Source organism: Desulfosporosinus sp. BICA1-9 (assembly GCF_000802135.1).
Genome location: NZ_JUEE01000249.1, coordinates 46,557 through 60,302, shown reverse-complemented (window position 1 = coordinate 60,302; position 13,746 = coordinate 46,557). Strand labels below are relative to the sequence as shown.

The 13,746-nt window shown below is 41.9% G+C and carries 16 protein-coding genes and 1 pseudogene; 16 read left to right on the top strand and 1 reads right to left on the bottom strand.

Going from position 1 to position 13,746, the window contains the following annotated elements:
- Positions 1–410: pseudogene (locus tag JL57_RS31000) on the bottom strand (IS200/IS605 family accessory protein TnpB-related protein); the annotation flags it as partial.
- Positions 411–796: 386 nt separating this feature from the next.
- Between JL57_RS31000 and JL57_RS30995 the strand changes: the two are divergent.
- The 16 genes from JL57_RS30995 (at position 797) to JL57_RS30920 (ending at position 13,709) form a co-directional block, all read left to right on the top strand.
- Complete coding sequence (locus JL57_RS30995; RefSeq protein WP_034145722.1) at positions 797–1,249, top strand: type II secretion system protein; 453 nt, start codon at positions 797–799, stop codon at positions 1,247–1,249.
- A 249-nt stretch (positions 1,250–1,498) separates the two neighbouring features.
- A complete protein-coding gene (locus JL57_RS36015) occupies positions 1,499–2,023 on the top strand; it encodes a type II secretion system protein (protein ID WP_291300803.1) in 525 nt (174 codons plus the stop codon).
- A 97-nt stretch (positions 2,024–2,120) separates the two neighbouring features.
- Positions 2,121–3,833 (top strand): GspE/PulE family protein, encoded by a 1,713-nt coding sequence (locus tag JL57_RS30985; RefSeq protein ID WP_034145721.1) that lies wholly within the window; start codon positions 2,121–2,123, stop codon positions 3,831–3,833.
- 19 nt (positions 3,834–3,852) lie between these two features.
- Positions 3,853–5,067, top strand: coding sequence for a type II secretion system F family protein (locus JL57_RS30980; RefSeq protein WP_034145720.1), 1,215 nt, complete (start codon positions 3,853–3,855; stop codon positions 5,065–5,067).
- 53 nt (positions 5,068–5,120) lie between these two features.
- Positions 5,121–5,594, top strand: coding sequence for a prepilin-type N-terminal cleavage/methylation domain-containing protein (locus JL57_RS30975; protein ID WP_034145719.1), 474 nt, complete (start codon positions 5,121–5,123; stop codon positions 5,592–5,594).
- Between the two features lie 34 nt (positions 5,595–5,628).
- Positions 5,629–5,970, top strand: coding sequence for a prepilin-type N-terminal cleavage/methylation domain-containing protein (locus JL57_RS30970; RefSeq protein WP_291300801.1), 342 nt, complete (start codon positions 5,629–5,631; stop codon positions 5,968–5,970).
- 19 nt (positions 5,971–5,989) lie between these two features.
- Positions 5,990–6,559 (top strand): type II secretion system protein J, encoded by a 570-nt coding sequence (locus JL57_RS30965; protein ID WP_034145718.1) that lies wholly within the window; start codon positions 5,990–5,992, stop codon positions 6,557–6,559.
- 12 nt (positions 6,560–6,571) lie between these two features.
- Positions 6,572–7,522, top strand: a complete 951-nt coding sequence (locus tag JL57_RS30960) for a pilus assembly PilX N-terminal domain-containing protein (RefSeq protein ID WP_034145717.1) — start codon at positions 6,572–6,574, stop codon at positions 7,520–7,522.
- 40 nt (positions 7,523–7,562) lie between these two features.
- On the top strand, positions 7,563–8,720 hold the full coding sequence (pilM, locus tag JL57_RS30955; protein WP_034145716.1) for a type IV pilus biogenesis protein PilM: 1,158 nt from the start codon (positions 7,563–7,565) through the stop codon (positions 8,718–8,720).
- Positions 8,721–9,263, top strand: coding sequence for a PilN domain-containing protein (locus JL57_RS30950; RefSeq protein ID WP_034145715.1), 543 nt, complete (start codon positions 8,721–8,723; stop codon positions 9,261–9,263).
- 49 nt (positions 9,264–9,312) lie between these two features.
- The gene (gene pilO / locus JL57_RS30945; protein ID WP_034145714.1) at positions 9,313–9,924 is read left to right on the top strand and encodes a type 4a pilus biogenesis protein PilO; all 612 of its coding nucleotides are present in this window, start codon (positions 9,313–9,315) and stop codon (positions 9,922–9,924) included.
- A 156-nt stretch (positions 9,925–10,080) separates the two neighbouring features.
- Positions 10,081–10,779, top strand: coding sequence for a PilZ domain-containing protein (locus JL57_RS30940; RefSeq protein WP_034145713.1), 699 nt, complete (start codon positions 10,081–10,083; stop codon positions 10,777–10,779).
- Between the two features lie 115 nt (positions 10,780–10,894).
- Positions 10,895–11,638 carry an RNA polymerase sporulation sigma factor SigK gene (gene sigK / locus JL57_RS30935; RefSeq protein WP_034145712.1) on the top strand — a complete coding sequence of 248 codons (744 nt, stop codon included), beginning with the start codon at positions 10,895–10,897 and terminating at the stop codon, positions 11,636–11,638.
- Positions 11,639–11,709: 71 nt separating this feature from the next.
- Complete coding sequence (locus JL57_RS30930; RefSeq protein WP_034145711.1) at positions 11,710–12,240, top strand: YqeG family HAD IIIA-type phosphatase; 531 nt, start codon at positions 11,710–11,712, stop codon at positions 12,238–12,240.
- A 169-nt stretch (positions 12,241–12,409) separates the two neighbouring features.
- Positions 12,410–13,249 carry a shikimate dehydrogenase gene (aroE, locus tag JL57_RS30925; RefSeq protein WP_034145730.1) on the top strand — a complete coding sequence of 280 codons (840 nt, stop codon included), beginning with the start codon at positions 12,410–12,412 and terminating at the stop codon, positions 13,247–13,249.
- Positions 13,250–13,274: 25 nt separating this feature from the next.
- Entirely contained in the window at positions 13,275–13,709 is a 435-nt protein-coding gene (locus JL57_RS30920; protein WP_034145710.1) for a type II secretion system protein, read from the top strand.
- Positions 13,710–13,746 lie beyond the last annotated feature (37 nt).

Sequence of the window (13,746 nt, the reverse complement as noted above, 5' to 3'; positions counted from 1 at the left end):
TTCCATTCCTTCTTTGTGATCAAACCTTTGCACCGCCTAAGAAACATTTCTTTAGTGCCAAACGTAACCGGCGGAAAGGTCTTACTCTCTTTGAGCACCGTCCAATAGCTTAGCTTGCGCTGACGTTTTGCTAATTTTGAAGTTAATGCTTTGACCTTGCGAACAGATAGCTTCGGGTTTTTAAGTTTCTTAACAAGTGCCTCAACCTTTTTCGTATAGTCTTCATGGTAGAGCTTGACGAGTACATGCTGTGACACAATAGTCTGCCTCGCCGATTCCGCAGCGTCTTTAGCTTGTCGTATATTCAAATTGTACTTATGCGCCACAACTCTCTCCAGATCACCGATCACCTGACCTTCGAGTTGTCGCTTGAATGAGTAGCGAACTGCCGTACAGAAAACGAGCATCATGTGATCTAATAGCGCCTTTTGCTCACTTGTGAGGTCTATTAGATATTAAACAACAGCTACTACCTCCTTTTTTGATTATTTCTTGAAATATTGAGTAAATCCTTTTTTTTATTATAAAAAATAATCACGACGTGATATAGAATTTTCGCAATAAAAAAAGCTCATTTAGGCAAAGTTTAGTTTTCGAAGCGTAAATTAGAATTTTTTTAAAGGATAAGTAAACAAAAGGTGGAATCTTGGTTGCAAAATCTATATAATGATAGCGTCTTCTCTTATTGACGATTGTTCTAACTACAGATAGAATGAATAGCATAAGCAATAGGATAAAGGTCCCGAACGCTATAGGACTAAAGGGCAAAAATTTAAAGGGGCGATGAGGCGAGGTGATGGAACGGAGAAGGGATGATGGGTTTACCCTTATTGAACTCATGATGGTTATTGCGATAATTGGGATATTGGCAAGCGCCTTAATACCACAGTTTGGGAGCATGAAGACAGCGGCAAAAATTACTGGAGTTGAAACCAATGTTAGATCAGTTGTTATCGCAATTTCAGGAATGCCCTCTAGTGAAGATATAGTGGATTCTTTAGAGGTAACAATGAGGACTATGAGTAATCCTATTACAAATGAAAAAGGTTTGGAGACACTTACCTCTACGAATAGAACGGAAACTAAAGCTGTCTATGTTTTTGACAGTGAGGAAACATCTTGGGATGACGACCCAAATTATAATGGGGCAGTTGTTGTCTATTCCCATGATGATTACAGTGCGGATGTTTTTGCCATTAATGAAGAGGGAGAATCAATTGAAAGCCTCTATGCAAGAGTGGAGCGTTAATATAGCGTGGAAAGACTGAGGAAATTATTGAAAACAAATTTCTAGGCTAAATGAAACGACCCATTTTAAGAAGTAATATTTTTAATAATCAACAAAATGGAGAAGATTGGAGAATTTGCCCTATTGACGAGCAGTTATAAAACCGATAGAATAAATGTATGCGATAAATAGTCAATAGGACTTAGGTCCCAACTGACTAGGACCTAAGGGAAAAGTACACAAAGGAGAGGATTGAGTAAGTTGAAAGAAATGATCAAACGGAAAAAAGATCAAGGTTTTACGCTAATCGAACTTATGATTGTTATTGCAGTGATTGGGATTTTGGCGATTGTGTTGGTGCCGAAGGTTGGGACGATTAAGACTCAGGCTAAGGGCGCAGGTGTTGATACGAATCTTAGAGCGGTTCAAGGATATGTAGAAAGTAAAATTAATACTTGGAATAATCAAGGAGCCACTGTTACTACAGTTAAAGATGATATTATAGCTGCTTATACTTCTGATCCCTTGGCTAATCCATATACTTCGGAAGCGGTTACTCCAGTATCTGGAGATTTAGCAACTGGCACTCCAGGCAATAATGCATTATTTATTCTTACGGACGGTGCTGGTAGTGATTTTGGTACATTAAATGCTACTAATACTCAGGGAACTATAGTGGTTACGATATCGCCAGCTACACCGGGAGTAGGTACTCCAATTACTTCAATTAAACTTATACCTCATGGCAATGATGGATTAGCTATAGCTGGAAAAACAGTTACAATAACTCCATAATTTGATCTGGAATTTTATAGTTAAATAATTCTAAAGGGTGTTTACCAAAACACCCTTTTCCTATATCCTAAAGGTAACCCGAAAGGAGGCCCCACCATTGGCCCTTCGTCAAGAACGTAAACGTCTCGGAGAAATTCTCATCGCTGGCAGGGTTATTTCTCCGACTCAACTGGAAGAGGCTCTTGCAATGCAAAAGTCTCTTGGTCTTCGTCTCGGCGAAGTCCTAATTAAGCAAGGACTCGTCACAGAAGAGGACATTCTGCGTACGATGCAAAGTCAGCTAGGACTGCCTTCCATCGATTTAAATCGCCTGGTTGTGCCTGAACAAGTTCTTAAGTTACTTCCAGAAAACGTCGTGCGGAAATATTCTGTTCTACCTGTGGAAATGAGCAATGCTCAACTTTTGGTGGCCATGAGTGATCCGACTGACTACTTTGCGATCGATGACTTACGGCTGGCTGCAGGAATGATGGTTAAACCTTGTTTAGCGAAAAAAGGAGATATTCTTCTGGCCATTGATCGCTTCTATGGTAGGAGTGGGGCGGAAAAGGCTGCTCGTGAGTATGCCAAGAAAATGGGTGTAACCTCAGTTGCTATGTCCTCCCAAACGTCCTTAAGCGTTTCTGAGGGGGAAGATATCGATGAAGAAGCAACACCGATCATTCGATTCTTAAACACGATTATCGAGAATGCGGTCAATAACCGGGCCAGTGATATTCACATTGAACCCATCGAAGAAGAACTTCGGGTGCGCTTTAGAATTGACGGTGTGTTACGAGAGATTATGCTTACCCCTATCAGTATGGCCAATCCCGTGGTTAGCCGGGTGAAAATTATGGCTGACCTGAATATTACGGAACGTCGTCTGCCCCAAGATGGCCGAATTTCCTATCTTGTCGGGGGGAAGATGATCGACCTGCGGGTGTCAACCACTCCTACCATGTATGGTGAAAAAGTTGTTTTGCGTATTTTGGATAAAGCCAGTGTTATTCTAGAGAAGGAAGCTTTGGGGCTGGTCGGGAAAGATTTAAAAACATTTGAGGAATTAATTTCTAGGCCTTATGGAATCGTACTGGTTACGGGTCCAACGGGAAGTGGCAAGACGACCACCCTTTATACAGCCCTGCAACAATTAAATGTGCCGGAAAAGAATATTGTGACCCTGGAAGACCCCGTTGAGTTTAACTTTAAAGGGGTCAATCAAATGCAGGTCAACCCTAAAGCGGGGCTTACATTTGCCGCAGGACTGCGTTCAATTTTGAGGCAAGATCCGGACATTATCATGGTGGGGGAGATGCGGGACAATGAGACAGCTCAAATTGCAGTGCGCTCAGCTTTAACGGGTCATTTAGTGTTATCGACCATTCATACCAATGACGCAGCCAGTTCTATTACCCGTCTCATAGATATGGAGATTGAGCCTTTTCTGCTTTCTGCTTCTATTTTAGGAATTATCTCGCAACGGCTTGTTCGACGCATCTGTCCCCAATGTACGCTTAAGTATGAGGCGAGCCCCATAGAACGTACTTTACTTGAGATTCCTCAAGAAACTAAGGTTGCCATAAAAAAAGGGCAGGGCTGCACTTACTGCAATAAGAGCGGCTATAAAGGGCGGATTGCGATTTTTGAGATTATGCCGATTTCGGGAGGGCACAGACAACTGATTGACAGGAGGGCAACGGCGGACGAATTAAGAAACTATGCGATTGAACAGGGAATGTCAACCCTTAAACATGCGGCAATAAGACTGGTTTTAGAAGGAGTCACAACTGTGGATGAACTCCTGCGGGTTACTTATGTGAATGAATAGGTTGAGGTGAACGGCAGGAATGCAATTTCGCTATCGAGTGATCAATGAAGAAATGCGCGTGACAAATGGCGTACTGGAAGCTGTTGATTTGGAGGCCGCCAGGCGACAAATTGTGGAAAACAAATGGCAAATTATTTCTCTAGAGAAAGAATCCGGACTCAGTAGTTTGCTCACGATAACATTTAACAGTAAAGTTAAGTATGAATCCATTGCCGCTTTTTGCTCACAAATGGCGATGATGATCCGATCTGGAGCTAATTTAGTGAGGGGATTGGAGATTCTTCGAACTCAGATGGAGGATAAACGGCTACAAGAAGTTGTGGGTACGATTCACCGAGGTGTGAGCCGTGGAGATTCTTTGTCAGCGGCCATGAGAGAATGCCAAGGGGCTTTGCCCGAGCTGCTGATAAATTTGGTCAGCGTCGGTGAGGAAAGTGGAAATTTGGACTCTGTCCTGGTGAGTATGGCAGAGTATTATGAACGAGAGAATTTCATTCGCAAGAAAATTACTAGTGCGTCAATTTACCCAATAATTCTGACCGTCGTTCTGATCGGTCTGGTGATCTTGTTTATGAATTTTATTCTGCCGGAAATCACGGATCTTATGAAGGGCAACGGCCAAAGTTTACCCGCTCCTACTCAGATGATTGTGGATACTGCTGATTATCTTAATAACAACGGACTATATCTTTTACTCAGTATTGCTGCACTAGTAGGTCTGATGATACGGATTTTCAAAATTCCAAAGTACCGCTTTTACCTGCATACGTTTCTGCTAGGTGTCCCTCTTTTGGGTAAAAATACGAAAGACGTGGTTATTGCTCGTTTCTCCAGAACTCTGGCCTTATTCTTACATTCCTCTCTGCCCATCGTACCAATTTTAAATTCCTTAGAGAACATTGTGGGTAATGAAGTCCCTCGTTTAGCGGTTGCCCGAGCTAAAGACCGGATTATTCGTGGAGAAACCATGGCCCTGGCTTTTGGTGTGGAGCCCTTCTTTGATCCACTTGTCATCCAAATGATGTCCATTGGGGAAGAAACTGGTCGTATGGAGGAATTAATGGTCGAAGTGGCGAAACACTATGATAAACGGGTGGAGATTGGACTGGCACGTTTAGTGGCCTTGGTGGAACCGTTCTTTACGGTCATTATCGGGATTTTTGCCGGGGGTTTAATTATTGCTATAGCCTTACCCATCTTCAACATGGCTAGTGGGGTAAGTGGGGCAAGATAAATGGCAAGTCAAGAAAAGTGGTCGATGTATAATAAGATATTGAGTGAGGTAGTATGAAGCAAATTCTCTCTATAGAGGGCAATGATGAAAACCTGGGGTTTACTCTCATCGAAATAATGCTGGTAATCGCAGTCATTGGTATACTGGCTACTGTAACTGTCCCTAAATATCGTTCTTTAACTGATTATTATCATCTTCAGTCTTCGGTCCAGACCACAACGTCCTTTATCCGGTATGCTAAACACCGAGCAATCGAGGGACATACCAGAAATGATGTGCTAATAACTAATTCGTCTTCATCACAGGCGAACACTGTCCAAATTCTTAGTCCTCTTCTAATACAATTGAAATCTCTTGATGCTGGAGTTACTTTAGTTGGTGGAGGTGACTGTGTTATATCCTTTGACAAACGTGGTTATTTAATAAATCCGCCCAGTAATACAGTTAGTTTCACGCTTAAGGGCTCATCCCGTACAGTAAACGTTGACGTTGATTTTCTTGGAAATGTCACAACTGTTTGGAATTAAGAGATATTTGTACAATCGGAAAGAGGGGGAGCTTTTGAGAAAGTCTGATCAAGGAATGACTATACTAGAAGTTGTATTTGCGATAACAATCCTGCTCATAGGAGCAGGATTTGTGGCTCAAAGTAATGCAGTCACCTTTAAATATAGAGCTCAAAGTACTGAGTATAAACAAATGCTTTTTTATGTTGCTGGCCAAATGGACGCGGCTATCGCCAAACAGACTGTTTCAGAGAGTATCTATATGCCCTTTAAATCCTATGATGATTTTACGACTACTGATGTTACTGTTGAAGATGATTATCTTGAGAAAGTGAAAGTTGAAATGTCAATTCCCGGTGGAAGATCTATCGTATTATACTCATATCGATTAAAATGAGAGTTGTAGGACAAAGCAAATGTTGACAAACCCAAAAGCGGATAAATTAAGATTTAACAAGCCTTCATGCTGCGGTTTTACACTTTTGGAAGTAATGATTGCCGTGTCGATTTTTGGTTTTTTAATGATCTATGTAAGTCAATTTATGCGTCTTGAAACCCGGGTATTTGATAAAGCAACTCGTGAAGATGACCTTGAGCATGCAGCTCGTTTTGCCATGCTGCACACAATCGATCAGATTCGAGTGATCCCTAATCCAATTCTTAAACTCAATCAAGAAAATGCCGGGATTTATTCGGGTGAAACGTGTAAGATTAATCTAAATCCCCCGGATCCAGCGACTCTGCCTGATGGAACGATCTATTATGATGAAGCTCAAAGCAAGCTAATGCTGAAGGAGACCGATCATTATCTAATTGCAGATCACATTGAGTGGATTAAGTTCGAATCAGCCGGGACTCGTCTCTTGAAAATCAATATTTTAGCTAAGAATTATGATCCTTCCAATCCAAACGATTCGAATAACCCCGATGATCCAGAATTTCTAGCAGTTAATGTATTCCAGTTAATCACCTGGGTGCGTTTCTAGTGAGGAGGAAAAATGCGCGAACGTGGTTCTGCTTTGCTAGTAGCTATAGTGTCAGTAATGATTCTGCTGTTAATCTCGGGAATGTTCTTTTTCTTAATCACTGATCAGATGCAATCTAATGATTACGAAGAGAGAGCGATTAAGGCATATTATTTGGCTCAAGCTGGGATATTCGATGGAGTAGCGAAGATAAAAGCTAATCTTGTTCCAGCGCCCGATGCGACGGGTAAAAGCATACAACCTGTTATCCCAGATCCTTTTGATGTTGATGATAGTGGTCAGTATTATCTAGAATGGCAAAAGAATGACTTGTATTATACCATTACTAGTACGGGGTCATATGGAAGTGGTACAGGAAAAGTTGTTCGGATTCTACAGGCTTATTATAAAGCTGGTTCCGGTGGTGGATCGGAAGAAGAGATTCCAGAAGAATATATAATCCAAGAGCTTATAGTGGGTGGTGTCTATGGGAATGGATATGGGAACGGAAACTCGAGGTTTTTTTTTAGTAATGATATGAATTTAGATGATACTACTTCGCCAGTAGACTTAAACCACGGTATTTATATATTTATACTCAAGAAAAATTTAAGTGATCGGGAAAATAAGTATCCTCACAATGTACTGCTTAGTCTACAGAATAGGGAGAATAACCAGACCATCGATTTGACAGGCAAGATTACATTGAATGGTGTTAGTTTACCAAGATTTGAGGATGACCCGGAAGATCCGGAAGATAACGAATATAAGTATTTGATCGACTTTAATGATTATGATGGTGATGAGAGTAGGTCAGAAGAAATTATTATTTCTTACACTGGTAATGAGCCACTTCGTTTAGTGGTGGACGGCTACCTTAGCAATAAAGTTGATAGTTATAAGGATGATCATAGGACAGCGACTATTTCCAATATTTACGTTATATCAACAGATGATGGTTTAATCTGGCAAATTGAGAATTAAGTTTGGAATAGTTTATAAATAAGCTTGAGGAGATTACAACGTGTTCAAACAAAAACAATGGCTGGCCGTAGTACGGGGGGACCACTGGGTTGTTGCCAAAGTGGCCCGCCGTAAATTAAAACTAGATATTCTTCACTTGTCTGAATTTCGCGTTGTACCTGAACCTGAACCTGTATTTGAATTCGAAGACGGTCAAGAACAACCTGAGGAGAATTTACTCGTTCAGAAAGAAGGTCTCCAAGAAGACAAGCGCTTGACTGGTGGGAAAAGGTCGGACTTACTGAAAGCCTGGTTACATAAAAACCATGTGCCTCTCAAAAAACTTCAGCTTGCAGTCTCTTGCCCGGGAGTGATTACCCGGATGATCACTCTTCCAATTATGGCTTCCAAAGATCTTGATAAACTTTTAACAGAACAAGTGGAACAGTATTTTACCTTGAATATTTCGGATTACGTGGTAGATTATAGGGTGTTGGATCGATTAGTAGAAGACGGGGAAATACGTCAACGGGTTCTGCTGGCTGCCCTGCCAAAGTACCAATGGGAGACTCTGTGGTCGGAGTGGGAAGAGATAGGATTTAAACCGCAAGTGGTGGATTTAGCCGCAGATGGTTTGGCACGGTTATACTCGAAATTGACACCGAATACTTCGAAGGGAAAAAGTACAACGGAGTTGGAGGCTCCGCTGGATTTGGCGATTATCGAATTGAGTGCAGACCGGGTGGAATTTATTCTCCTTGAGCAGGGCGTGTTTTTCTTGTATTCTGACCTAGAGGTTTCTTTGGACGTCTTGGACCAAGTTAGGATTGCCGTGAATAGTACTTCCAAAGGTGTTGGGGATGGACAACCGGAAGAAAAAGAAGAAACGGAAGCTATGGATCTGCAGACCGCAAAATTACATGCTTGGGCTAAAACGGAGGTTGAAGCGAGTTTGGGAAATGTTCTCCAGTCGCTTTCTGAATTCTTCGGCTTTTTTGCGGCACGACATTTTGGTAAATCCATTGATCGCATTTATCTCACTGGGGACTATGCAGATCTTCCTTTTATTCAAGAGATTATCCAGTCTAATTTAGAAATATTTACCCAGGTAGGCTTCCCGAATGCTTGGCGTCCTCGTTTTAGCAGTAGGGCCAAACCACTACAGAAAAACTGGATGAAATATGGCAGCCTTTATGGTTTGGCAATGCGGGAGGGCTAAATGAAAGAAAAGAGAGAGTTTAATTTTGCCCAACGCTGGATTGAAGGACAGGCTAGAGAGAGTGAGAGTCCTTCGAAATTGAAAACTCAAGCCTTAACCTGGGGAATAGGCGGTCTAGTGTTCTTGGGAGTTATCGGCAGTACTCCCTGGCTTTGGGAATATAAACTAAGTAGAGACCTCATCGTGGTTGAGGATAAAATCTCCTTGCTTAGAGAAATCTCAAATCAGGTTAGCCAATTAAAGACCCTAAAGTCTAAAGTAGAAGAACAAGAAAAGTTACAAAATCTCATGAAAACAAGTACGCGCGATCCTGGTCCTATTTTAGAAAAACTGAAAAATACCTTGCCGATTGGGGCGGTAGTCAATTCGTTTTCGTTACAGGAAAATAATGTATCCCTAAGTGTTAGCCTTCCGACACCGGTCGATGTGGCGCGCTTATGGGTTAGTTTGCGCGATTCGGGGATGTTCTTGGTGGTTGATATTCAAACGGTTTCGTTAAAAGATCAAACACAGACTATGAATTTTAATCTGACATTAAAATAGATGCTCTTCTGCCAAGGATATGCTAGAGGAGTTAAGGAGTAGAAAGGGTATGAAAAAGGAGAAATCACAAATAATCATACTTGTTTTGGTTATAATGTTTGGACTTAGTTATGCTTATGCTAAATTCCTTTTTCTACCCCAGTGGACGGTCATTCAAGATACTAAGAATCAGCTGCTCTCTCGGAACAATTATCATCAGGAATTGCTGAGCTACCAAAAGAATCAAAGCGGACTTCAACAGGATATTAAACGGTTGGAAACAAAAGTCCTTGAATTAAATGCTCAGCTTCCAACCCAGCTTGATAAACCCCAACTCATGGTTGGGCTCTACACCTTGGCTAAACAACACAAAGTTAATCCTCAATCGGTCTCCTTTGAGCAAGTTCAGACTAAAGGTACCTATCAAGAGATGGGGATGAGCTTTAGCTGTTCTGGTAAAGCGGTGGATTTACTCGCCCTGATTCATGCTTTGCAATTCGGAGGGAGTCAACGATTAGCGATCAATAGTATAAAGCTTACAGGTTCGCAAAGGGACATGCGAGCAGAGTTAAAGTTGACGGCTAATGCCAGCCTGGGAACTTCAAATGTCGCAACTCAGAAACCAGCCTTTATGAATTTCCCCTTCGGCGTGGATTCTCCTGAGAAAATGTTTCAACCCTAAACAAATCCGCCTCCCAAAGACAACCGGGAGAGCGGATTGTTGTTTAGTGGCGAAAAATGGCTTATAATAACCAAAATATTTGAGTCGCCGAGGTAGGAGAAATGGAGATCCATCTAGAAAGTCTTATAGACAGAAAGATATTTTGGGAGTAAAGAAATGCAGAAAAAAAATAAAAGACAACACTTCCGGGTGGATTTATTAAAAGAAGTCTCGGCTTTTGCTAAGATTCACTCAGTCTACAATCAATCTATAGACGTCGATAAAACCATGCCTGTTTCCATACTTGATCTTAGTGCCGGGGGCATGCGGGTACGAATGGCTTATAATTTGCCCACCGAGATTATGATACTCAACGTGAAATTCGAATTTGAAAATGAGCAATATGATTTACGGGCTCAAGTACTACGAAAGATATCTAAAGGGGATTATTATGAATATGGCTTAAAATTCCTTTCAACCCGAGATCAAACCAGCATGATACACTGTTTGAATATGTACAAAATAAAAAATACTAAATTTAGAAAAGTTGAGTTGGATTTAAAAGTTCAAAAATATATTGGCTGCTTTGTTAAATTTTTAGAACTCATTGAAGAACCAGCTTATCTTATTACTGATAACAGACTAGTGGTAGCTTCAAATTTCCAGGCACAAGCCAAAGGGGTTAAATTGGGCGAGCGTTGTTACAAGACAATATCTAAAGAAAATAAAATTTGCTCACATTGTAAATTGGAAATAGCTATCAAGGAAAATCAAGTTATTGAAGCGGATGCCTTCGTATCCGGTAAAAAATGTACTGCACGATGGCTCTACACTGAAGAAGGACTGATCATTCATTATCATAAAAGATTAAGTTAGCGATATCCGTCTCCCAAAAACAATCGGGATGACGGATTTTTTATTATAATGTGGATAAGCAAAATTCCCTCCTCTGAAGCATAGGTATTAGAACAGTGCGAAAGGGGTGGAGAAGATGTTCGTGGAACTTTTTTTTGTCAGTATGGCCCTCTCTGTTCTGAAGGGAGTTTCATTACTAGTCTCCTATATTAACAACAATGCCTTTCCTCAGCCCTTAAATGAGCAGGAAGAAGCGCGTTATTTGAAAATTCTTAGTGAAAGTAAAACAGAGTCCTTTACCTTAACCCCTGAAGTAGAGAACGCCCGCAATACCTTAGTAGAGCATAATTTACGGTTGGTAGCTCATCTTGTCAAGAAGTTTGACGGAACAGGGGAAGATGGTGATGATTTAATTTCCATTGGCACGATTGGTTTAATCAAGGGGATTAATACCTTTGATCCGGGGAAAGGGACGAAGTTGGCCACCTACGCTGCCCGTTGTATTGAAAACGAGATCTTAATGCATTTGCGATCTTTGAAAAAATCTCGCGGCGAGGTTTCAATTTACGATCCCATCGGAATGGATAAAGAGGGCAATGAAATTTCTCTGATCGATGTACTAGGGTCGAACGAAGAGGATATCTCGTTGAAGGTCGAAAATGAATCCGAACAAAAGGCCTTGCTGGAACTCGTTAAAAAACTGACTAAAAGAGAAAAATTAGTACTCCAATTGCGTTATGGGTTGATGAACAGTCCGAAACGCACTCAAAGGGAAATTGCAAAAGCTTTGGAAATCTCCCGATCGTATGTGTCTCGGATCGAGAAGAAAGCTATTCAAAAATTGATGGAAGAGATGGGGAAAATTGATTCAAATAGATAAGTCCTTTACTTGCTCTCATGGCATCCTCTAGGGTATAATATATAATAAACTTTAGCACTTTGGAGGATTCAATGTTTGAGTATTTTCGACCCACACTTCAAGCTACCTCACTAGATCTCATTTCAGTAGAACAACTTGTTCAAGATGGGATCCGAGGGCTAATTATCGATTTAGATAATACCATGACTCCATGGAACAATGTCGAAGTAGGTCCTAAAGTGGAAGCATGGTTTATAAAAGTCAAGGCAGCAGGAATTGGCGCCTGCGTGGTGTCCAACAATAGTAAGCGACAGCGTGTTGCGGTGGTCGCCGACCGTTTGGGTATACCCTTTATTTTCGGGGCGACAAAGCCACGTCGAAGAGCTTTTCGAGCGGGAATGGATCTTTTAAAGACAGGGCAGAAGGATACGGCTGTGATTGGAGATCAGTTGTTTACGGATATACTGGGTGGAAATCGGCTTGGTCTTTATACGATTTTGGTTACACCCATCAATGACCAAGAGTTTATCGGAACCCGGATTATGCGTCAGTTGGAGAAAGTGCTTGTCTGGCTGATGAAACATTTTGCTTCGGCGAAACCGTTTAGCCCTAAAATTCATTGAGCATCTAGGAATGGCTTAGCCATTCCTTTTCGTTATACGCACGAAACTCCGTAGTGTGCCTATAGGCAACTTGGCTGTACTAAAGCAAATCGGGGGTATCAATTAAACGTTTATGATATCTTTGACCAGAATGCAAGAGGAGTAAAAAATGGAAAAACAACATAATGACTTGGAAAAACATTATGCAGTACTCGGTGACCCGATTCAGCATTCCCTTTCCCCTGGGATGCACAATGCTGGGTACAAGGCTCTAGGAATAAAAGCGGAGTACCATCGTTTTCGAGTTAAGCCCGGTCAGTTGGCGCAGGCCGTGGACGGACTTTGTGCTCTGGGGTTTTCGGGCTGGAACGTCACGATTCCCCACAAGGAACCCATCGTTTCCCTGCTTGATAGTTTGACTTCGGAAGCCCGCCGCGCTGGTGCTGTTAATACAGTTAAAATCCATGAGGGGCAGCGAATTGGGCACAATACAGATGGGGCTGGGTTTGTGCGTTCTGTAGAAGCGGAATTAAACGGTTTTCAGGCAAAAAAGGCGGTCCTTCTCGGCGCTGGCGGGGCAGCAAAAGGAATTGCCTTGGCGCTGGCAGAGCAAGGGATGGAGTTACATATTCTTAATCGGACTCCTGAAAAGGCCAAGGAATTAGTTCAGGTAATTCAACGCTGGGGAGGAACAGCGACAGCAGGGGAGTTTGCTCCCGGAGCGTGGTTAGAGGATGTAGACCTTTTAGTTCAGACAACCTCCCTTGGGTTACTTAATGAGTCTTTTCCATTTTCTATTCAAGGGATCTCCAAGGGGGCCCTCGTGGTTGATATTATCGTTAATCAGAGGGAGACAGCTATTTTAAGAGAAGCTAAAGGTCTGGGTTGTCGTACGCAAAACGGACTAGGGATGCTGCTTTATCAAGGGGCTTTGGCTTGGGAATTTTGGCTCGGTGGACAGGCTCCTGTCGAGGAGATGAGTCAAGCCTTGAAAGGTCAATTCTTTGAGCGGCTGTTTGCTAAAGGATAACTAAGAGTTAAAGAGGACGAAGAAAATGCCAAATCAGCAGGGTAAGGATTTCGGATTTACACTTCTGGAAATGATCCTTGTATTAACGCTCTTAGCTGGTGCGGGGTTTGTGCTGCTTATTAAGCTTCCTATAAATTTCGAAAAACAACATTTAGCCTTGGCGACAACCCAATTGTTAGAGGAAATTCGTGATACTCGCCAGGCGGCACTTGCGGAAAATAACTGGTATGCCATTAAGTTTTACTATCAAACGAACCATCATTATCAGATTTTTCGTCAAGGGACCAGGGTAAAGGACGTTTATTTCCAAGATGGGGTCCGATTTTTAGGCAGCCCGCCAGAATTACAATTTAATGCTTCTGGTCGAAGTGTCGGTTCAACGATTATCTTGACGACCCCTTCGGGTAAGCAAAGCCGCGTTATCGTGGCTCCTGTAGGGATGCGAATAAGGGAAGAATGACCTTCGGTGCAAGTCGTGTACCAAACAAAAACTATTG

Coding starts and splice junctions, on each gene's coding strand:
- JL57_RS30995 (WP_034145722.1), top strand. CDS start 797: ATGGAACGGAGAAGGGATGATGGGTTTACCCTTATTGAACTCATGATG.
- JL57_RS36015 (WP_291300803.1), top strand. CDS start 1,499: ATGATCAAACGGAAAAAAGATCAAGGTTTTACGCTAATCGAACTTATG.
- JL57_RS30980 (WP_034145720.1), top strand. CDS start 3,853: ATGCAATTTCGCTATCGAGTGATCAATGAAGAAATGCGCGTGACAAAT.
- JL57_RS30975 (WP_034145719.1), top strand. CDS start 5,121: ATGAAGCAAATTCTCTCTATAGAGGGCAATGATGAAAACCTGGGGTTT.
- JL57_RS30965 (WP_034145718.1), top strand. CDS start 5,990: ATGTTGACAAACCCAAAAGCGGATAAATTAAGATTTAACAAGCCTTCA.
- JL57_RS30960 (WP_034145717.1), top strand. CDS start 6,572: ATGCGCGAACGTGGTTCTGCTTTGCTAGTAGCTATAGTGTCAGTAATG.
- JL57_RS30950 (WP_034145715.1), top strand. CDS start 8,721: ATGAAAGAAAAGAGAGAGTTTAATTTTGCCCAACGCTGGATTGAAGGA.
- pilO (WP_034145714.1), top strand. CDS start 9,313: ATGAAAAAGGAGAAATCACAAATAATCATACTTGTTTTGGTTATAATG.
- JL57_RS30940 (WP_034145713.1), top strand. CDS start 10,081: ATGCAGAAAAAAAATAAAAGACAACACTTCCGGGTGGATTTATTAAAA.
- sigK (WP_034145712.1), top strand. CDS start 10,895: ATGTTCGTGGAACTTTTTTTTGTCAGTATGGCCCTCTCTGTTCTGAAG.
- JL57_RS30930 (WP_034145711.1), top strand. CDS start 11,710: ATGTTTGAGTATTTTCGACCCACACTTCAAGCTACCTCACTAGATCTC.
- JL57_RS30920 (WP_034145710.1), top strand. CDS start 13,275: ATGCCAAATCAGCAGGGTAAGGATTTCGGATTTACACTTCTGGAAATG.